Source organism: Brevibacillus agri, assembly GCF_004117055.1.
In the GTDB taxonomy this organism is placed as follows: Bacteria; Bacillota; Bacilli; order Brevibacillales; family Brevibacillaceae; genus Brevibacillus; species Brevibacillus agri.
Genome location: NZ_CP026363.1, coordinates 3,112,264 through 3,132,090, shown reverse-complemented (window position 1 = coordinate 3,132,090; position 19,827 = coordinate 3,112,264). Strand labels below are relative to the sequence as shown.

Genomic DNA, 19,827 nt, shown 5'->3' with positions numbered 1-19,827 from the left:
CTTCTTCCACGTCCAAACCCTCACACTCCCCCCAAATAAACCGCTTCACAAAGCGCCCTTGGCCGCCCGAGCAAAAATCCTTGGCCGAGGGGGACGCCCAATGTTTTTGCCGTCGCCAGATCGTCGGGTTCCTCCAAGCCTTCCAGCACGAGATGGGATTGGCCCCGGCAAAAGTCGACGAACAGGGAGACGAGCTTTTGCTTGTTGGGGCTGAGAGCCAACTGGTTGCCAAAGTAGCGGTCCAGCTTCACGATGTCTGGCTCGTACTCCACGATTTTTCGCAAAGATGCAGCACCGGAGCCTACATCATCAAGCGCGATCAAATAGCCGTATGCGCGCAAGTCGCGAATTTTTTGCCCGAGAAGCCGAATGTCCCACATCTTGTCTTCCTCTGTCGCCTCGTTGATCTCCAGCACGATGCGCTGGCAGCAGGCGGGATGCGCGGCCAGCATCTCCTCAAGCAAGGCGCAAAAACCCGGATGCAGCAAGGTCGAAGGAAACACATTGAGAAACAAATAAGGCGCGTGCTGCGCTTGAGACACTTCGGCAAAGTAGGCAAATACAGCTCCGCGCATGGCCGTCGTGTCCAACTCGTACAGGCGGCCGCTTTGGCGGGCCGTCTGGAAAAGCCGCTCAGGCGAAGCGCCGGATGAGCAGCGTAGCAGAGCTTCGTATCCGAAGCATTTTCCGTTAGCCAGCTCGACGAGTGGCTGAAAAACGGAATAATGCGCTTGTGGCTGGATAGAGTCGGTCATGAACAGAAATTCCCTCCTGATTAGGAGTATGCAAACGACCCCTCGTCAAAAGGGGCAAGAGAACAGAATTTTCCCTGCAGAAAAATTGTTTCGTTCAGGAAAGATTGAGTTTATTCTACAACACAATAAACGATTTTGCAATTAAGTTTACCAAAGGAAACATTTTTGGGTATGTACAAAATATTTTTCTTCTTGTACACTGTCCTTGTAATCCACTGAACAGGAGGAATTTTCCAATGGGAGCTTTTACATTGCCACAATTGCCGTATGCCTACGATGAACTGGAGCCGTATCTGGATGCGAAAACGATGGAAATTCATCACGGGAAACACCATGCTACCTATGTCGCCAATCTGAACAAGGCTCTGGAAAACTACCCCCAGTTCCAGAACGCTACGGTGGAGGAGCTTATCTGTCACTTGAACGATTTGCCGGAAGAAATTCGCACAGCGGTCCGCAATCACGGCGGCGGCCACTACAGTCACAGCCTGTACTGGTCGATCATGAGTCCAACGGGCGGCGGAAAGCCGCGCGGGGACATCGCCAAGGGTATCGACAAGCACTTTGGCAGCTTTGCGCAAATGAAGGAAGAGCTGACGAAAGCCGCCATCAGCCGCTTCGGCTCCGGCTGGGGCTGGCTGGTCGTCGACGGGGACAAGCTGGAAGTGACGAGCACGCCGAATCAGGATACGCCGTTCATGGAAAAGAAAACGCCGATTTTGGTCGTGGACGTCTGGGAGCACGCCTACTATTTGCAGTACCAAAACAAGCGGCCGGATTTCGTGTCCTCCTGGTGGAACGTCATCGATTGGGAAGAGGTCAACCGGCGCTACAACGAGGCCATGAGGTAAACCGTGGGGATGGGAGCAGCGGCTTTTCGCGAACCGACCACCCGGCAAAAGCTATTGTTGTACATGAAAAAGCACGGGACGGTCAGCGTCCAGGAGCTGGCGGAGCATTTGCGGATTACGAAAGTCGCGGTGCGCAAGCATTTGGATGTGCTGCACCGGGAGCGCTATCTCGACGCCCAGATCATGCGCCGGCAGGTTGGCAGGCCCGTGTTCGTGTACCAACTGACGCCACGGGCCGAGCGCTTGTTTCCGACGGAGTACGAAGGCTTGGCTGTGGAGCTGCTTGGCGATATGGGCGACCTGTTTGGCGATTCGCTCGTGCATGCGCTGTTCGAGCGGCGGATGGAGCGGACGGCGCAAAAATATCGGGAAAAGATGGCGAATCAGTCGTTTGAGGAACGGCTGCAAACGCTGGCGCAGCTTCAAAATGACGACGGCTACATGGTCAAGCTGGAAAAACGGGCAGAGGGCGTCTATTTGTTTCGCGAGACGAATTGCCCGATCGCCCGCGTAGCCGACTGCTATCGGCAGGCGTGCCAGTGCGAGCTGCGCATGTTCGCCGCGCAGGCTCCGCCAGTAGGGAAGGAAGCCAAGCTTTCGCAGCAAGCGCCGCCTACGAGGACAGACGACTATGCCAAAAGGGGGCGGTCGGGCGTATGAATATAGCGAAGAGAAAACGTTGACCCAACGAAAGAAAGGAGGTTGCAAATGGCTGTCCCCCAACTGAAACGAGCGTCCGCGAAAAAGCCGCCTTTTTTAAACCACGGAGAACTAAAGCGCGCCCCCAAAAGCCCCCAGCAAACGTTTTTGCGCGTGAAGCAGCAACTGGCGAAGCAGGAGCTAACGGCTGACAAGCATCCGCCGCTGCGGCCGAGAGGAAGCAAGCTGGCAAAAAGCAAAGCCCCTCTCGTCCGCGTCCAGGCCAGACAAGAGCGAAGGACAGGGAAGCCTGTCGGCAAAAAGTCGCCCTGGAGCAAGTCCCCATGGGTCAAATCGCCATGGACCAAGCCGCAGCGCCAGCGGACGGCTGCCGCTCGTCCTCCCGCAGAAGCATGGGAGCAAGCCGATGCCGATGAGCTGCACGACGTAACTGGACAAGAGCCTGCCGAAGCCAGGGGCGAGGTCAGGGGCGCGCCTGAACTTGAACCTGCTCCCGATACCGCAGTCGCTAGGCTTTCGCAACAACAGCCCATGCCGAGGCAACAGGCGAACACCGGGAACAACCAGGTGGTGTTTGCCGATGTTTCCTACGCCGAACAGGCAGACCGCGCTTATATGCAAGTGTCTGTGCTCGAAGAGGTGTGGGAAGTGAACTGGGTACACCCGATCCAGGCGTGCTGGAAGCAGGAGTGGTGGGAGCTGCACCCGCAGATCGTGATGGATGTGCAGGAAGCGCGCTATGAGGACAAGGGGCGCGTGGTCTGGGTCCGTGGCGAATTTGAGCTGACCGCCTTTGGCACGACGGGAGAGGCGGGCAAAGTCGCGCATGAGACGCTGCGCCTTCCCTTTACTTCAACCGTGCTGCGCCCTCCCGTTGCCCAGGAAAAAGCAGAAGCGAGCCTGCTGCTCGACAGCAGCCCGTTGTCCTTGCCGGAAAAATGGATCGAGACCGGGGATTGGAAAGTGAGCCTCATGTCCGAGCCGTTTATGAAGCACGGTGCGAGCGTACGCGATTACAAAGGGGTGACGATCGTAAGCGGGCGAATCTGGTGGTTTCGCAAGCAGTTGGTTCCGCTGCGCGGACTGGGCCAAGTGTGAGCGCATCTTTTGGCGATCAATAGCAGGCAGGAGACAGAGGGCCGAAAGAACGGGATGCCCGTCCACGTATGGACACGTTGACAGGCAGATGCACACTTGGCATGTCCGGGCTGTACATACAGGCATGCCGGATTGTTGCTTAGGTAAATAAAAACGGATGGAAACGGAAAGTACAAAAGGAAAAAATGGGTAAATCACGCTCAACAACAGCCAAGTCCTTTGCGCAGTCCAGGCCATACAATGAATGGTAAGGCCATGTATGGACAAAGGAGGCGATAAACCAAGTGGGAAAACACAGCGAGTCAAAAGAAGGCAAGTTCAAAATGGAATACTATTGCGATGATGACAAGCACAAGGACAAGCACGACCACAAAGACAAGGAAAAAGACAAAGACAAGCACAAACACGAGCATAAGCACAAACACAAAGACGAGCATGACTGCAAATGCGAGCATGAGCACAAGCACAAGCCTGACAAGGAGCACGAGCACGGCAAGCCGAGCCCGCAATCCTGCGGCGTGGAAAACGTGCGCGTGTTCGGCTCCAGCAAGGAAGCGGCCCTTTTTCCGAAGACGATCAAGGTGCCCGTGACATTGGCCGAAATCTCCGTCGTCGTTTGTGTGGAAGCAGATATTCAACTGGAAAAGCCGGCGCTGGAAATCATTCGCGCGTGGAAAAGCGTCATCCTCGAACAGTGCGAGCTTGTGCCGACATTCAATCCGTACGTGGCGAAACTGTTTGGGAGCGGCTTCATCCGCAAAAACATCGAGTACGCCACTGCCGATCGCGTGTCCGGAAGCGCAGTTTGCGGAGACATTCGGCACATTTCTGCCATGATACCGTTCGATTTTTGCGTGGGAATTACATTCCCTGCGGGCGGGCCATCCTTGCAGCTTACCCCTGATTTTTCTTCCTCGGGCGAACTCGGCAACAAAGGAGGAACAGGTGCGCAGTTGAACCTGGGATTGTTCGGAAATCGCCAGGTGTACAACGAAAAGCCGTACTGCGAGCTGGTGTACTCCGAATTTACCGAGCTGGACATCGGGCAAGACTTGAAAAAAGTGAAAGCCGCCGAGCATGCTTTTTCCCATGTGCGCGAGAAAATCGTCCTGAATCTCGGCCTGAAAGTTTTGCAAGATCAGCAAGTGCCGCTGCCAGTAGTGACACCTCCGCCAAAACCACCCTATACGTGCAAGTAATTTCGACAAGGAAAACAGCAAAAAGAAGAGGCCGTTGAGAGAGGGCCTCTTCTTTTTGCCCGTGAAAAAACGATGGAATGCAGGCGCGATTCGCTACATACAACAAGGAGTGGGCATCAAGCTGACCCAGCAGAAGAGACATCGCCCATATCCGTGGTTTTTTGGCAAGCGGCGGTTTTTGCGTGCCTGTTTTCCTCGGCGGCTGAGGGGAAGGGGCGGACAGACTGGCTTGCCGTGGCACAAAACGATAGGAGCAGAAGCCGGAAGTAGTCCAGTAGGAGTGAATTTATTTTATGAATCAAATAAATCAGCGACAAGCGTCATACATTTTTTTCGAGCGGATTTGTTGCGAAAGACATCTTTTTCGACAATGAAAGTAGGTCGGCGGGAATAGAAAACGGGGAGGGCAGCCCTTGATACGCGCAGAAAAAGGGCTTCTTTGGCGTGTTCCAGGCAGTTGTCCAAACAGGGAGAAAGACGTCGAATCTTGGAAGAAAAAAATACCATTTTCCTAATTGACATTAAGAATCATTATCAAATATCATGTATTTGCAACATTTATATAACGATAATGATTATCATTGTCGCAAGAGGAAAGGGAGAAGGTGCCTGTGGTGATTCGATCTAACCTGGAAGTAACTGGTGAAAGAAGGACCGCTTCTGATTCTATAGTTTCGTGCGTAGGTCACACGCCTTTAGTCAAGCTGAGCCGTCTGTTCGCGCAGCACGAGGTTGAAGTTTTCGCCAAGCTGGAGCTGATGAATCCCGGCGGGAGCATGAAAGATCGACCAGCGCGTTACATCATCGAGCAAGGATTGCGAGACGGCACCATCCATAAAGACACGCATTTGATCGAGAGCACCTCGGGAAATCTCGGGATTGCCATTTCCATGATTGCGCGGGTGTACGGACTTGCGTTTACGTGCGTCGTCGATCCCAAAATCACGAAGACGAACCTGACGATCATCAAGCAGCTTGGCGCCAACATTGAAATGGTGCAGGAGCCTGACGATCAGGGCGGCTATTTGAAAACGCGGATCAAGCGCGTAAAAGAACTGGTGGCAACGATACCGAATGCCTATTGGATCAACCAATACGCGAATGAAAACAACTGGAAGGCGTACTACCACGGTACTGCGAGCGAAATCGTGGAGCAGACAGGCGGCAAAGTCGACTACCTCGTCATGGCTGTAAGCACGACGGGAAGCATTCTCGGCACCGCGAGAAGACTGCGGGAAGCGAACCCGAATCTGAAAGTGATCGCGGTAGATGCTGTCGGTTCGGTCATTTTCGGAGCGCCACCTGCGCCGCGCGAGCTGCCCGGCATCGGTTCGAGCCGCGTTCCCGAGCTGTTCAGGCGGGAGGAAATCGACGACGTCATTTTTGTCAATGACAGCGAATCCGTGCGCGGGTGCCGGGAGCTGCTCGCCGCCGAAGGCATTTTTGCCGGAGGCTCGTCCGGCTCTGTCATCACGGCGATTCAAAAAATCATTGCCACCTTGCCTGCCGGTTCGCGCGTCGTGACGATCTTGCCGGACAGAGGCGAGCGCTATCTCGACAGTGTGTACGACGAAGCCTGGGTCGAAAAACTGAACAAGCCAGCCGTAACGGTATAAACGGTATAAAGGCACAAAAAGGAGCGAAAACATACGATGTCCACTCAACCATCTATCTTGTATTTGTCCAAGTCTGATATTGCCCAACTGGGAGGCGATTCCTCCGATCTGTACGTCACGGCCGTGTCGCGGGCGCTGGAGCTGCATGCAAAAGGCGATTTTGTCCAGCCGCTGAAGCCGTACTTGCGTGTCAATGAAGCAAACGGCCATATTGCCGACCGGATCATCGCGATGCCGGCTTATGTCGGCGGCGAAGCGCCTGTCTCCGGGCTGAAATGGATTGGCAGCAAGCACGACAACCCGAGCAAGCGGGGACTGGAGCGGGCCAGCGGATTAATCATCCTGAACGACCCGGTCAGCAATTATCCGATTGCCGTCATGGAAACGAGCCTGATTAGCGCGATGCGTACGGCTGCCGTTACCGTGATCGGGGCGCGCTATCTCGCCAAAAAAGATTTTCAGACGGTAGCGTGCATGGGTTGCGGCGTCATCGCCAGCACACAGCTTCGCTCCATGCTCGAGCAGTTCCCGCAGATTACGTCGATCTATTTGTTTGACTTAAATAGCGATGCGGCTCGCCGATTAGCCGACCAATTGCGCGAGAAAGCGCCGGCTGTGGAGGTCGTCATCGCTACGAGCGCCGAGCAGGCGGTGCGTGCGGGGGAAGTCGTCATTACGTGCACGGTGGTCGACCAGCCGTACATTCCGTTTGAGTGGCTGCAAAAAGGAGCGTTTGTCAGCAACATCTCGATTATGGATGTACATAAAGAAGTATTTCTCAAGGCAGACAAAGTCGTGGTAGACGACTGGGATCAGTCGAACCGGGAGAAAAAAGTGATTAACCAGCTCGTGCTGGAAGGAACGTTTTCCCGCGAGCAACTGCACGCGGAGCTGGGAGAAATTTTGCTGGGGAAAAAAGCGGGTCGCGAATCCGCAGAAGAGATCATTCTCTTGAATCCGATGGGGATGGCGGTCGAAGATATTTCGAGTGCCTATGAAATCTACCAAAAAGCGGTGGCAGAAAACGTAGGAACCCGGCTGCCTCTGTAACGGAGCGAGAGGAGAGAAGCTAGTGATGGAAGCTGATTTGCTGGAAAAAGAGCACCCGCTTTTGCACAGAGCCGAGCAACTTGTTTTTTGCGACCTCATCAATGCGCTGTTGCAGGAAAATTTGGCCGGATTGCTCGATCGGGCACGCATCGAGCGCACGTGGCCGGGGCCTGCCGCGCACGAGTGCAGCGAGCTTGGCGAGGGCGAGCAGTACTTGCGCCTTCCGCTCGGCGATGAGCGCAGCCTGGTCGTTCGTGTCAAAGCCGCGCCGTTTATCCAGCCGTACAAACTAAGCAGGCTGCCCGCCGTGCTGGTCGATCAGCGGGCAAACAGCGTGCAGGAGCTGACCCCGATCTCGTTCATGCAACGGTTCGCCGATGCGCTCTCTGCGGTTGAGCGGCAGGCAAGCATGCCCAATTTGCAAGACTTTCAACAGGAATTGCGAGATTCGATTCGCCATACGGCTTTGTCCATGCAGGCCAGCACCAGTCTGGAACAGAGCGAACAAAAAAGCGACGACGCAGCCCTTCTGCAAGCCGAGCGCTTCTCCGCCATGCGGGACCGCCCCTTCCACCCGACGTCACGGGCGAAAAGAGGCTGGAGCGACGAGGACTACCGCACGTACAGCGCCGAGTATGGGCGAGCGTTTGGGCTGGATTGGCTCGCTGTCCGCCGCGACTACGTCCAGGCGAGTACCGCGCAGGATGTCGCCGACCTTATTCTGGACGAAGCAGAAAAAGCGCGCTTGCGTCAGGCGGTACGCGAAGCGGGAATTGACGAGCAGCGCTACTTGCTGATGCCTGTTCATCCATGGCAGACGGACCACGTCTTGCCCGCCTTTTACCGCGAAGAGCTGGCGCAGCGCATATGCGTGCCTGTCGTCCGGGGATTGGGCGCGTTCCGTCCGACTTCATCCGTGCGGGCGCTGGTTCCCGCAGGCTGCCAACGCTACCACGTCAAGCTGCCGATCGGCATATATTCCTTGGGCGCACTGCGATTGTTGCCGCCGCGCTATTTGCACAACGGAGCGAAGGGGCAGCAATTGCTTGTGAGCGTCGCGGAAAAAGACGAGCGGCTGAGACAACGGCTGCGCCTGTGCGACGAAACGAACTGGTGGGGGTACCATGATGCGGCGGCCGATCCGTTTGCGGATAAGCCTGGACATCTGGCGTGCCTGATTCGCGAATACCCCGCCGATCTGCTCCGTGACGATGCTGTACAACTGATCCCGATGTCCGGCCTGGCCGTCGTCGATCCGCAAGGGAAAAACCCGGTGTTTGCCGCATGGCTGCGGGCACGCTACGGGGAAGACGCAGGTGTGGCGGAAGTTTTGCAATTGTTCCGGGAAATTTGCCACATGCTGATCGACACGTCGCTGCGCTTGTTTTGCTACGGGATCATGCCGGAAATTCACGGGCAAAATGTGCTTTTGATCGTGCGCGACCACCAGACAACCGGGCTTTTGCTGCGCGACCACGACACGATCCGGCTGCATTTGCCGTGGCTTGCGGCGGCAGGCTTGCAAGAGCCGGCCTATCGCATCAAGCCCGGCACGCCGAACAGTCTCATCAACGAGACGCCGGAGAAGCTGCTCTCCTATTTTCAGACGCTCGGGGTGCAGGTCAACCTATATGCCATTGCGGATGCCTTGATGACCGCTTACGCCATCGAGGAAGCTGCCTTCTGGCGCGTAATCATGTCAGTCGTGCGCGAATCGCTGGGTGAAGAGGGGCTGCCGGAGCAAGCGCGAGACGTCTGGAAGACGCAACTGCTGGAGGCGGATACATGGCCGATTCGCCTGCTCTTGACGCCGCTGTTGCAGCGCACCGATTCCGGCGGAGGGAGCATGCCTGCCGGGGTAGGCAGCACCAGCAATCCGTTGAGGCAGCTCGAAGCGGCAGATGAGTAGCGCGACTTCGTTTGCCCGCAGCTTTCGGATTTTGTGGGCGGGGCAGTTTTTCTCTACGTGCAGCTTGACCATCATCGTTCCGTTGCTCCCTTTTTACATGGCGGAGCTGGGCGCAACCCTTCCCGAAGCAAACCGGATCTGGACGGGTGTGGCGCTGGCCGCTCCGGCGGTGACGATGTGCCTGTTTTCTCCGCTCTGGGGAAGATACGGCGATCAGGTAGGGAAAAAGTGGATGGTTGTGCGTGCATTGGCTGGTATATCCATCAGTTTACTTTGGATGGGGCTGGCAAGCTCGCCACTCGTGTTTGTATTGGCGCGGCTGCTGCAAGGCGCTTTTGGCGGTGTCGTCGATGCCGCCGCCGCTTTTGCCGGGGCACAGGCGAGCGAAGGGACGAAAGGCCGCGCCCTGGGCAATCTGCAAAGCGCGACGGCCGCAGGCTCGCTGACAGGTCCGCTCATCGGCGGGCTGCTCTCCGACTGGTTCGGGCTTGCGACGATGATTTTGTGGAGCGCACTGTTCACTGCGCTGTGCAGTGTAGCGGCGGCAGTGGTCTTGCAAGAGCCAGCGAGCGGCAGGAACCTCGAGAGTCGCGAAAAGCTGCCGATTGCCCATGCGACCCAGGAGATGCTGCGTCACCCCCGAATTCGCAACATGCTCGTAGCCGGAATGCTCGCCCAGTTTGGCGTGTACGGCCTGGTCGCGATCTTTGCGCCCCACGTGGAAGGAATCGTCGGGAGCGCGTACGCGGCTTCCTGGGTGGGGGTGCTACAGGCCGTGACCTGGAGTGCGACTTTTCTCGCCGCTCCGTGGTGGGGGCGGCGCAACGACAGGAAGCGCATCGAAAAAAATGTGTGCGTGGCCCTGCTTGGCTGCGGCGTCAGCATCGTTTTGCAAACGTGGCCGGCTGACGTCATCTGGCTGTTGCCGCTTCGGGCGCTGCAAGGCTTTTGCTTCGCTGCGCTCGTGCAGTCGATCTTTCTCGTGGTCACGCTAGAATCTGCGGAGAATCGCCGCGGCGTCTACATCGGACTGGCGAACTCTACGCTGACCATCGGCCAAATCATCGGTTCGTTGCTGGGAGCCGGATTCGGTGCCCTGCTTCCGCTGGAATGGGCGTTCGCGGCGATGGGGCTGGCGTTTTTGAGCGCAGCGGGCTGGCTTGCGCTCACGGCTCCCCGCCAGCGGCTGGCCCACGCTGCACTACCTTATCATCCCAAAGAGGTGAAGAATGAGTGACACTAGACACCGTGACAAACAGACGTAATCAGGCTGAGACAGCAGCAATCGAGCGTCTTTTCAACGCGTTTTTGCGAGAGACAGGGGTGTTCGACCCGACCGTGCGCGCAGAGGGCGGTGCGCTCGCCGACTTGCCGCCGGACATCGTCTCGCACCTGCAGGCAGAAGGTTTGCCGATGCGAGTGAAGCTGCCCGCGACCGCGGTGGAAATCGTCGGCTCGCTCACCTATTTTTCGGCTTTCGGCCATCATCGGTACGGTCATTCGTTCTGGCTGCGGCAGGCAGGAGGACAGGAAAAGGAGCTCACGCCCGTTTTGACGGCAAGCACACTGGCTTCCGCGCTGCTGCACGAGCTGGCAGAGTCGGCGCCGCCTTCGCTGCCGAAAACGGAGCTGGTCCAGACGTTGCTCGTGCAGGTCGAAAATTCCGTGCAAAAGACGAACACATACGTGGAGTACAGCTTGCGAGAAGGGCGCGCCCTGATGCTGCGGGAGGGAATCGAACGGTTTTTTGCCGCTGAACAGGCGATGGTGTACGGCCATCCGTTTCACCCGACGCCGAAAAGCTCGCAAGGCTTTACGGCGGACGACATGACGCGGTACGCGCCGGAGCTGGGCGCTTCCTTTGTCCTGCATTACTTCGCGTGCGCGCCCGAGATTGTCCGGGAAGTGAGCTTGACGGACCAGCCGCATGCCCACGACTGGATTCCGGCGGCGGTGAGTGAAGCGGCCAAAAGCAAGCTGACGGCAGCGCAGCAGTCATACCGTCTGCTGCCGTGCCATCCGTGGCAGGCCGAGCACGTAAAAAGCTGGCCGAGCGTGCAGAGTCTCCTGGAAAGCGGCTTGCTCGTCGATCTCGGGCCGCTTGGAGCCAAGGTGTATCCGACTTCGTCCGTTCGAACAGTCTGGGACCCGAATCACGCTTATTTTTTCAAGCTGCCGCTGAACGTCAGGATCACGAATTTCATTCGGGTCAATCCGCTCGATCAGTTGGAGCGAACGATGGACGCCAGCCGCGTCATGGCAAAACTGGCTCCCGTGGTGCAGGACAAAGCCTTTACGATTTTGCAGGAAGCAGGGTACCGCACGATTGCGCCGCAAGCGGCAACGCCGGAAGAACAAGAAAAGCTGATCGAGAGCTTCGCGGCGATTTTTCGGGAAAATCCCGTCGTGCTTCCGCTGGATCAGGACCTGCCAATCGTCGTCGCGTCCGCGTTGGAGGAACCGCCTCATTCCGTGTGGCCGCCGATCATGGACGCGGTGCGGGAGTCGGCGAAAAAGCAGCCGCATCTTGCGTTGTCCGCGTGGCTGGACAAGTGGCTGAGGCAGTATCTCGACATATCGCTCGTGCCGCTATTGCGCCTGTTTGTGCGGCACGGGGTCAGCATGGAGGCGCACGTGCAAAACTCGATGGTCGCTTTGCGCGACGGCTGGCCCGTCCATTTTTACGTGCGCGATCTGGAAGGCGTCAGCATCAGCCGGGAGCGCGCCCGCGAGCAAGACATGTTCGGCCGCTGCCTGAGTGAAAACAGCCCGGTTCTGTACGCAGAGGAAGAAGCGTGGAGCCGCTTCCAATATTACGTCATCGTCAACCATGTCGGGCATCTCGTCTGCACGTTGGCGCATGGCAGCTCGGTTCCGGAGGAAAAGCTGTGGCACATCGTGGGAGACGTGATCCGCTCCGCCGACTTTTTCCCGGAGGCACAGGCGTTGCTCGAAAACTTGCTGGAGTCGGAGACGCTGCCCGCCAAAGCGAACTTTATCAGCAGCTTCCAGCGGCGCGGGGAAAGACCGCTCTACGTCCCCGTCCCTAATCCGCTGGCGCAATCGAGGAGGAAAGTATGAAGCAGACACAAGCCCCAAACGATTTTGCCAAGCAGGCTGCCACCGTGGAAGCCGCGATCCAGTCCGAGCAATACGTTCGGGTGCGGCGAAGAATTTTTCGCCAGTTGCTCGAAGCGTTGCTCTACGAAGGCGTAATTCCGGCCGTCACCAATGAGGACGGCAGCGAAACAGTGTTTCGCATCGCCGGGCAGACAGAAGAGGGCAAGGCTGTCACCTACATTTGCCGCGGGCAGCGCCGCTTCACCTTCGGGCGCATCCGTCTGTCCGACGGCCCGATCTTGCGGGTAGCCGAAGAAAAGAGCGAAGAGGCCCAGTCGTTCGCCCAATTTTTGCTGGAGGTGCGCCACGCGATCGGAGCAGATGAAGGCCGACTGACCGCGTTCATCCACGAGCTGGAGCATACGCAGCTCAAGGACACGCTGGCCCAGTACGAGCGCCAGTTGCAGGGCAGCTCCTTTTCCTTGCGCGATTACGACGCGCTGGAAGCCGAGATTATGGACGGACATCCGTACCATCCGAGCTATAAATCGCGAATCGGCTTTGACTACGCCGACAATTACCAATACGGTCCCGAGTTCAAAGAGGAGCTGACCTTGCTCTGGCTCGCGGTAGCGAAAAAGCACACCCGTTTCGCCATCTCGGCGCAACTGGAGTATGAGCGCCTGCTCCAAGAAGAGCTGGGCGAGCAGCAGGTTGCCGCGTTTTCCCAAGTGATTTGCGACAGGGAGCTTGATCCGCAAAACTATTGGTTTGTCCCGGTCCATCCATGGCAGTGGAAAAACATCGCGACTACGGCTCTTCTGGAAGATTTGCGCAACAACCGCGTGATTTTGCTTGGTCCGGCACAAGACGCTTATCGGGCGCAGCAGTCCATCCGCACGCTGGCAAATGTCAGCGCCCCGCGCAAAGCTTACGTGAAACTGGCGATGAGCCTCATCAACACGTCGACAGGGCGGATTCTCGCTCCGCACACGGTCGCGAATGCTCCGGTCATCTCCGACTGGCTGCACGGAATCGTCCAGTCGGATGCGTTTTTGCGGGACGAAGCCCGCGTCGTGCTTTTGCGCGAACGGATGGGGATTGCGTACGACGCCCCGCCGCATGCGGCGCTCGTGCAGGCGAAAACGTACGGCGTGCTCGGTTGCATCTGGCGGGAGAGCTTGCATCCGTACCTGGAACCCGGCGAGCAGGCGCTGCCCTTCACCGGACTTTGCTCCCTCGATGGCAACGGCCGCCCGCTGATCGCACCGTGGATCGAGCGCTACGGGGCAGAGGCATGGCTTATGCGGCTGTTTGAGGCAAGCGTCCTGCCGATCGCGCACATGCTCTACGCGCACGGAATCGCGCTGGAATCGCACGCGCAAAACATGGTGCTGCTCCACCGGGAAGGCATGCCTGTACGCGTCGCGTTGAAAGACTTTCACGACGGCATCCGCTTTTCGAAAAAGCATCTTCAGGCACCGGAAAGCTGCCCGGCTTTGCTCGGAACGCCAGCCTATCACGCCCGCGTGAACCGCAACTCGTTTATTGAAACCGACGATCTCGCCCTGGTTCGCGACTTTATGCACGATGCCTTTTTCTTCATTAATATGGGCGAACTCGCGCTGCTGATGGCAGATGCTTTCGGCTTTTCCGAAAAGCGCTTCTGGGGGCTTGTGCGCCACGTGCTGGAAGCGTACCAACAGCGCCACCCGCATCTGGCGGAGCGCTTCTCGCTTTTCGACTTGTTTGCGCCTGCGATTGAGGTCGAGCAACTGGCCAAACGCAGGCTGTTCCCGGACACGGAGCTGCGCGTGCACAAAGTGCCGAATCCTTTGGCTGACAATAGAGCGCACCGTTAAAAACGAAAAGGAGAAGAGAGGCATTGCTGAAGGAAAATACACTGAAACGCAAGCTGCGCGAAGGCAAAACCGTATACGGGCTGTTTTGCTCGATACCAGCGCCAGTCGTCGTCGAGATGATCGGCTGCGCCGAATACGATTTCGTCATCATTGACACCGAGCACGTCCTCGTCAATCCGGAGACGTTGGAAAACATGATCCGGGCCGCGGAAGCTGCGCAAATTACCCCGTTGGTGCGCGTGGCGAATGCGTTGCCCGGCACGATTTTGCGGGCATTGGACAGCGGCGCGCAAGGAATCGTCGTGCCGCACGTCGAGAGCAGAGAGCAGGCCGAGCAAATCGTCCGCAGCAGCCGCTACTATCCGCTCGGTACGCGGAGCCTGAACAGCGGACGGCCTGGCGCGTTTGGCAAAAACGACCTCGTTCTTTATTTGGAGCGGGCCAATGCGGAAATCATGGTCGTCCCGATGATCGAGAGCAGGGCAGGCGTCGAGCGGATCACGGACATTTTGGATGTGCCAGGCATTGACATGGTGCTGGAAGGAGCGGCGGATCTGTCCCAATCGTACGGCAGGCCGTGGGACACGCGCGGCGAGCTGGTCAAAACCGCGCTGCAATCCGTGCAGGCAGCCGCTCTCAGCCGTGGCGTGCCGTACTGCGCCATTCCGCGCGCAGCAGAGGACATGGACGAATGGTTCGAAAAAGGCGTTCGCGCCTACGTGCTGGGCGATGAGCGGGGCATCGCGTTTCGGGCGCTGCGCCATCAGCTCGGCACGATGCGCGACAAAGAGCAGCACCGCAAGGAAAAGGGAGAGAGGCTATGAGTCGAGTCATCGAGTATATCAAGCGGACACAACAGAGCAGCGCCAAGCCTTTTTGCGCCTATCTCTACGATCTGGATCACCTGAGAAGCCATGTCGCGTCGAGGGCAGAATCGCTGCCAGCCGCATGCCAGCTTTTTTACGCGATCAAGGCCAACTCCGAGCCGCAAATTTTGCGCGCGCTCCTGCCTTACGTGCGCGGCTTCGAAGTCGCTTCGCTCGGCGAGGTTGACAAAGTGCGGGCGGTATCTGCGGACGTTCCGATTTTGTTTGGCGGCCCGGGCAAGACAAACGAAGAGATCGAGGGAGCCATTCGGCAGCGCGTCAGCCTGATTCACGTCGAGAGTCTCAACGAATTGCGGCGCGTGGACGTTTTGGCGCGAAAACACGGGGTGACGGTCCCGATTTTGCTGCGGGTGAACTTGCGCGGGCCGTTTCCTTCCGCGACGCTTGCCATGGCGGGGCGGCCGACGCAGTTCGGAATCGACGAGTCGCTCGTACCGGAGGCGATCCGCCTCGCGCTTGCGCTGGAGGGCGTGAAGCTGCAGGGCTTCCATTTCCACTCGCTGTCCAACAATCTGGATGCGGGCAAGCATGTCGAGCTTGTCGCGTACTATTTGCAGATCGTAGCCAAGTGGCAGGCGCTGTTTGACCTGGACATTTCGTACCTGAACGCCGGGGGCGGGATCGGGGTCAACTACGCGGATTTGCAGCAGCAGTTTGACTGGCCGGCCTTTGTGCAGGGCTTGTCCGCGCTGTTGGACAGCGCTGCGCTTCCGGTCCGGCACGTCTTGTTCGAATGCGGCCGTTACTTGACCGCCGCTTCCGGCTACTATGTGGCAGAAGTGCTGGATATCAAGCAAAATCACGGGAAAACATACGCCATCATCCGCGGCGGGACCCATCAGTTCCGCCTCCCGTCCTCGTGGCAGCACAGCCATCCGTTTACGGTCATTCCGACGGAAAAATGGGAGTACCCGTACGAGCGCACGCGGCATGAAAATGGCCCGCTTACTGTAGTCGGCCAGCTTTGCACGCCAAAAGACGTGCTGGCGAGCGACGTGTTTGTACCGTCGCTGCGGGTAGGCGACATCATCTGCTTCCAGTATGCAGGAGCGTACGGGTGGGCGATTTCCCACCACGATTTTCTCAGCCATCCGCACCCTGACCACATTTATGTGGAGCAAGCCGGCATTCTAGCTTGAGGAGGAATAAAAGAGTGAACCATGTTTTGTCTTCCATCCAGGTCGTTGACAGCGATCAGGTCTGCCTGCACGAAGACCATGAGCCAAACCGATTGGACGACACGTGCCAGTCGATCTCGCAGCAAGGGATGCTGCTTCACCCGCCGATAGCCAGGCGCATGCAGGACGGCAGATACCTGATTTTGGACGGAGCACACCGCACGGCCGCCTTGCAAAAAATCGGCTGCCGCCGGATTCCTGTGCAAGTCGTAACAGATGCCGATTACCAGTTGGAGGCATGGGCACATCTGGTTCCGTTCAGGCCATGGCTGAATGGGCTGCTCCAGCATGACGCCTTCTCATGGAAGGAAGAGCAGCAGGGGGAGCAAGCGCACATCGCTACAATCGTCTATGCAGACGGCAGCAAAAACTATGTATCGGCAAGCGAGGACGGCGCAGGCAGCACGCATAGACTGCGGCTGTGGCAACAAATTGTCCAATCGTACAGCAGCAGCTATCCCGTCCGCCGGATTCCACACGGGATGAAGGTGCTGCCCGAAGCAGACATGGTTTGCCTGCGCTATCGCCCCTATACGATGGAAGAAATCGAAACAATCGTAACCCAAGGACACGTCATGCCAGCGGGCGTCACCCGGTTTTTGATAAGCGGAAGGCTGCTGAACCTGAAAATTCCGCTCTCGCTGTTGCTTGACCCGCGCTTTGACGAGCAGGAGTGGGAGGCATACAGGCAGCATTGGGCAAGCTCGCTGCGCTTGTACGCCGAGACGGTTTATTTGAACGAAAAAGAATTTATGAAAGTGCCGCAGCAGATTTAGGTTCGACATCGCCTCTGGATGAAACGACTGTGCCAGCAGGGCGGGCGCAAGCAAAGTCCAGAGGCATCAACAATCGCAAGCCAAGTCCCAAAGACACCAGCCAATCGAGCTGGTGTTTTTTTGCTGAGGGCATCCCTGTGCGCAACAAAATCCGTTTTTGTATCGTGTTCCTCCCGATTTGACTGTCCGGGCCGCAGGCGAGTGTGAGAAAGTAGTTCGTGATCGGGGTTTTCGCCTCGCGCAGCGAACCAGCGAACCGCGAACCAAAAGTACATCATAAGGAGGGCAAAAGAGAGATGAAGAAACTGGCGAGGGCCTTGGCCGCAGTGGGTTGCCTGGCTTTGCTCTTGGCAGGCTGCGGTAGTCCGCAAGCAAGCGGGGGAGAGAGCGCATCCGCGCGCAAAGAGATCGTGAAACTGAACGGGGATGTCATAAGCATTCCGGTGAAGCCGAAGCGAATCGCCGCCCTTTCCGGCTCGACGGAGGAACTGCTTTTGCTGGGGATAGAGCCAATCGCATCCGGCAACGTCGATTACGGCAACCGCAAACAGTTTTCTCCGACCATCGCGGATCGTTTGGACAAAGACGTCGTCAATCTCGGCTGGTACGGAGAGCCGATCAGTCTGGAAGCCGTTATGGCCGTGGAGCCGGACTTGATTTTATTGGGGGCGCTGTTTAACGAAGATTCGTACGAGCAACTGTCCAAAATCGCTCCGACTGTCCAGGTTCCGCATCCTTATTATGAGTGGCGCAATCGTTTGAACTTTTGGGCAGACCTGTTCGGAGAGCAGGAGAAAAAAGACCAATGGCTGGGCGAGTACGCAAAAAAGGCGGAGGAATGGAAGCAGAAGCTCGCGCCCGTCGTCAAGGAAGAAACGTTCGCGATCCTCGAGACGTATCCGCAAAGCCTGGCCGAACTGCTCTACGACGATTTCGGGCTAAAGCGGGCGACAGGTATCCCCAAGCCCGAGCATTGGGGCGGAATGGAACTCAGCCTGGAAGCGCTGTCTTCCTTGAACCCGGATCACTTGCTGCTGATGGAAAGCAGCGAGCACAAAATGAGCGACAGCAACGTCTGGAAAGGCCTCAAAGCGGTGCAAAACGGCCATGTCTACAAGATCAGCCAGGTCGATAACTACAACTATTCCTTCACCGCGATCGGGCGGATGCAGCTTTTGGACAAGCTGGGCAACCAGATTTTGCAGCGCCAGTAACGGCTGGGGGGCAGTAAAAAGCGTACTGCCTGATTTCCGGGCAGGACAGTCAGGGCGAACGACCGCCGTTTCAGCAGCGAAACAGCGCGATAGCACGCGCCGGGAAGTTGCGTACCGTCCGGCGGTCCAGATGAATCGCCGTTCTCGCCCCAGTCCGTGGAATGGCATTTGCGACAGAAAAATCCGTTTTGCAGTAGTTTCGCTCCGTCTTTAGGTGGTGGCGCCCGGCGATTTTTCCATAAGATGATGACAGCACGTTACGAAAGGAGTAGAGAGAATATGGGACGAGTACGTGTCAGTATTTTTTTCAGCGTTTTCGTCGCAATGGTCGGCTTGATGATTATCGCTCCCGTCATGCCGCCATTGATTCGCGAATTAGGACTGAGTGAGACGCATTCAGGGTTAATCATTTCTCTGGGCTCTGTCGCGATGGCTGTCATGGCGCCAGTGTGGGGGAGATGGAGCGATACAAAAGGGAGAAAGCCGGTTATTTTGATTGGCTTTTTGGGGATGTTCGTCAGCTACGTGTTGTTTACGCTCACGATGTATGCGGGGCTGGCGAACCTCATCGGCGGCAGCCTGCTGGTGACGCTGCTCATCGTGGCGCGCGGGATGGTCGGGATGTTTATTCCTGCCGTTCCATCGTCGGCGCAAGCGTACATGGCGGATGTGACCGATGAAAAAGGCCGGGCGTCGGGGATGGCGCTGATCGGGGCCGCGAATGGCATGGGGCTGGTGATGGGGCCTGCGATCGCCGGGGTGTTTGCGCTCATCGGCTTGATCTGGCCGCTGTACATCGGCGCGCTGCTGCCGCTCATCGCGTTTGCCGTCGTGCTGCTGTTGATTCCGCCGCACAAGCCAATCGTCACGGAAAAAGCCCCCAAGCTGAACCCGTTCCAAAAAGGCTTGCGGCTGTATTTGTTCGCTGGACTGGCTACGATGATGAGCATCGTCACGTTGCAGGTCGTCGGCGGGTTTTACTTCCAGGATCAGTTGTCACTGACGACAACGGAAACGGCCCGGATGCTGTCGTTCGGGATGATGCTGAGCGGGATCGCGATGATCTTCACCCAAGGAGTGCAGATGAAAAATCCGAAATGGCAGCCGCGCTCGCTGATTTTGGTCGGCTCCTTGCTGGTGATTGCCGGAACGTCGCTGTTTTTGTTTGTGATCCATGCCGTCGGTTTTTACATAGCCTTCTTCCTGTTTGGCGTAGGCACCGGGCTGATGATGCCCGGCTTCATGGCTGGCGCGTCCCTTGCTGTCTCGCGTGAGCAGCAGGGGGGAGTAGCCGGACTGGTGGGAGCCGTGCAAGGAGTTTCCGCTGTCATTGCCCCGATTTTGAGCACAAGCTTGTACCAGTTGGAAAAGCATCTGCCTTTTGGCGTCGTCTCTGTAGTCGTGCTGGTGATGGCGATTACGATGCTTGTAACCAAAGCCAAAAGCGCCCCTGCAACAACTGTGCTGGCGACAAAGCATTCGGAGTAGGCAATCGAAGCAAGTCGCAAGGACCCGTTTTCTCACGAACGAGTTGGGGAGCGGGTCCTGTTTTTCAGATGTTGGTGATAATGATTATCGTTCCTACCGATCTGTCCTTTAAGAGAAAGGAGTGCTGCTTTTGTGAGTACGAAGTCGGAGATGTCTGGTCTGTTGAAAATCGCCGGAGAGAAAAAAGGGCTGTTGATCGCTGCCAGCATCTTTTCCATCCTCTC

17 protein-coding genes are annotated in these 19,827 nt (G+C 57.3%); 15 read left to right on the top strand and 2 right to left on the bottom strand.

Features of this window, described 5'->3' with window-relative positions; all coding sequences use genetic code 11:
* Positions 1–20: 20 nt before the first annotated feature.
* Positions 21–755, bottom strand: a complete 735-nt coding sequence (locus tag BA6348_RS15370; protein ID WP_007787580.1) for an EAL domain-containing protein — start codon at positions 753–755, stop codon at positions 21–23.
* Positions 756–991: 236 nt separating this feature from the next.
* Between BA6348_RS15370 and BA6348_RS15365 the strand changes: the two genes are divergently transcribed.
* The 15 genes from BA6348_RS15365 to BA6348_RS15295 all read left to right on the top strand — a co-directional run bounded on the left by BA6348_RS15365 (position 992) and on the right by BA6348_RS15295 (position 19,603).
* Positions 992–1,606, top strand: coding sequence for a superoxide dismutase (locus BA6348_RS15365; protein ID WP_025846702.1), 615 nt, complete (start codon positions 992–994; stop codon positions 1,604–1,606).
* 9 nt (positions 1,607–1,615) lie between these two features.
* Positions 1,616–2,266 (top strand): helix-turn-helix transcriptional regulator, encoded by a 651-nt coding sequence (locus BA6348_RS15360; RefSeq protein ID WP_005831911.1) that lies wholly within the window; start codon positions 1,616–1,618, stop codon positions 2,264–2,266.
* Positions 2,267–2,314: 48 nt separating this feature from the next.
* The gene (locus BA6348_RS15355) at positions 2,315–3,364 is read left to right on the top strand and encodes a hypothetical protein (RefSeq protein WP_051353872.1); all 1,050 of its coding nucleotides are present in this window, start codon (positions 2,315–2,317) and stop codon (positions 3,362–3,364) included.
* 284 nt (positions 3,365–3,648) lie between these two features.
* A complete protein-coding gene (locus BA6348_RS15350; RefSeq protein WP_242507359.1) occupies positions 3,649–4,563 on the top strand; it encodes a CsxC family protein in 915 nt (304 codons plus the stop codon).
* Between the two features lie 614 nt (positions 4,564–5,177).
* Complete coding sequence (gene sbnA, locus BA6348_RS15345; protein WP_277986642.1) at positions 5,178–6,179, top strand: 2,3-diaminopropionate biosynthesis protein SbnA; 1,002 nt, start codon at positions 5,178–5,180, stop codon at positions 6,177–6,179.
* Positions 6,180–6,215: 36 nt separating this feature from the next.
* Positions 6,216–7,229 (top strand): 2,3-diaminopropionate biosynthesis protein SbnB, encoded by a 1,014-nt coding sequence (gene sbnB, locus BA6348_RS15340; protein WP_035422698.1) that lies wholly within the window; start codon positions 6,216–6,218, stop codon positions 7,227–7,229.
* 25 nt (positions 7,230–7,254) lie between these two features.
* Positions 7,255–9,138, top strand: coding sequence for an IucA/IucC family protein (locus BA6348_RS15335; RefSeq protein ID WP_122952476.1), 1,884 nt, complete (start codon positions 7,255–7,257; stop codon positions 9,136–9,138).
* The gene (locus BA6348_RS15330) at positions 9,131–10,375 is read left to right on the top strand and encodes an MFS transporter (protein ID WP_122952475.1); all 1,245 of its coding nucleotides are present in this window, start codon (positions 9,131–9,133) and stop codon (positions 10,373–10,375) included. Before BA6348_RS15335 ends, BA6348_RS15330 begins: the two co-directional genes overlap by 8 nt.
* Positions 10,372–12,219 (top strand): IucA/IucC family protein, encoded by a 1,848-nt coding sequence (locus tag BA6348_RS15325; protein WP_122952474.1) that lies wholly within the window; start codon positions 10,372–10,374, stop codon positions 12,217–12,219. Before BA6348_RS15330 ends, BA6348_RS15325 begins: the two co-directional genes overlap by 4 nt.
* Positions 12,216–14,060, top strand: a complete 1,845-nt coding sequence (locus tag BA6348_RS15320; protein WP_122952473.1) for an IucA/IucC family protein — start codon at positions 12,216–12,218, stop codon at positions 14,058–14,060. Before BA6348_RS15325 ends, BA6348_RS15320 begins: the two co-directional genes overlap by 4 nt.
* Positions 14,061–14,083: 23 nt before the next feature.
* A complete protein-coding gene (locus tag BA6348_RS15315; protein ID WP_122952472.1) occupies positions 14,084–14,884 on the top strand; it encodes an HpcH/HpaI aldolase family protein in 801 nt (266 codons plus the stop codon).
* Positions 14,881–16,086, top strand: coding sequence for a type III PLP-dependent enzyme (locus BA6348_RS15310; protein WP_122952471.1), 1,206 nt, complete (start codon positions 14,881–14,883; stop codon positions 16,084–16,086). Before BA6348_RS15315 ends, BA6348_RS15310 begins: the two co-directional genes overlap by 4 nt.
* 14 nt (positions 16,087–16,100) lie before the next feature.
* Entirely contained in the window at positions 16,101–16,901 is an 801-nt protein-coding gene (locus BA6348_RS15305) for a ParB N-terminal domain-containing protein (RefSeq protein ID WP_035422699.1), read from the top strand.
* Positions 16,902–17,197: 296 nt separating this feature from the next.
* Positions 17,198–18,115 (top strand): ABC transporter substrate-binding protein, encoded by a 918-nt coding sequence (locus BA6348_RS15300; protein WP_005831922.1) that lies wholly within the window; start codon positions 17,198–17,200, stop codon positions 18,113–18,115.
* Between the two features lie 279 nt (positions 18,116–18,394).
* A complete protein-coding gene (locus tag BA6348_RS15295) occupies positions 18,395–19,603 on the top strand; it encodes an MFS transporter (protein WP_007787586.1) in 1,209 nt (402 codons plus the stop codon).
* Between the two features lie 32 nt (positions 19,604–19,635).
* On the opposite strand, the gene BA6348_RS26770 is transcribed toward BA6348_RS15295, so the two are convergent.
* Positions 19,636–19,821 (bottom strand): hypothetical protein, encoded by a 186-nt coding sequence (locus BA6348_RS26770; protein WP_165328964.1) that lies wholly within the window; start codon positions 19,819–19,821, stop codon positions 19,636–19,638.
* Positions 19,822–19,827 lie beyond the last annotated feature (6 nt).

What these genes read in the sequence shown, in the direction of transcription:
- BA6348_RS15310 (WP_122952471.1), top strand. Translation starts at nt 14,881, where the DNA reads ATGAGTCGAGTCATCGAGTATATCAAGCGGACACAACAGAGCAGCGCC.
- BA6348_RS15295 (WP_007787586.1), top strand. Translation starts at nt 18,395, where the DNA reads ATGGGACGAGTACGTGTCAGTATTTTTTTCAGCGTTTTCGTCGCAATG.
- BA6348_RS15320 (WP_122952473.1), top strand. Translation starts at nt 12,216, where the DNA reads ATGAAGCAGACACAAGCCCCAAACGATTTTGCCAAGCAGGCTGCCACC.
- sbnB (WP_035422698.1), top strand. Translation starts at nt 6,216, where the DNA reads ATGTCCACTCAACCATCTATCTTGTATTTGTCCAAGTCTGATATTGCC.
- BA6348_RS15355 (WP_051353872.1), top strand. Translation starts at nt 2,315, where the DNA reads ATGGCTGTCCCCCAACTGAAACGAGCGTCCGCGAAAAAGCCGCCTTTT.
- BA6348_RS15360 (WP_005831911.1), top strand. Translation starts at nt 1,616, where the DNA reads ATGGGAGCAGCGGCTTTTCGCGAACCGACCACCCGGCAAAAGCTATTG.
- BA6348_RS15335 (WP_122952476.1), top strand. Translation starts at nt 7,255, where the DNA reads ATGGAAGCTGATTTGCTGGAAAAAGAGCACCCGCTTTTGCACAGAGCC.
- BA6348_RS15300 (WP_005831922.1), top strand. Translation starts at nt 17,198, where the DNA reads ATGAAGAAACTGGCGAGGGCCTTGGCCGCAGTGGGTTGCCTGGCTTTG.
- BA6348_RS15330 (WP_122952475.1), top strand. Translation starts at nt 9,131, where the DNA reads ATGAGTAGCGCGACTTCGTTTGCCCGCAGCTTTCGGATTTTGTGGGCG.
- BA6348_RS15365 (WP_025846702.1), top strand. Translation starts at nt 992, where the DNA reads ATGGGAGCTTTTACATTGCCACAATTGCCGTATGCCTACGATGAACTG.
- BA6348_RS26770 (WP_165328964.1), bottom strand. Translation starts at nt 19,821, where the DNA reads ATGGAAAAGATGCTGGCAGCGATCAACAGCCCTTTTTTCTCTCCGGCG.
- BA6348_RS15370 (WP_007787580.1), bottom strand. Translation starts at nt 755, where the DNA reads ATGACCGACTCTATCCAGCCACAAGCGCATTATTCCGTTTTTCAGCCA.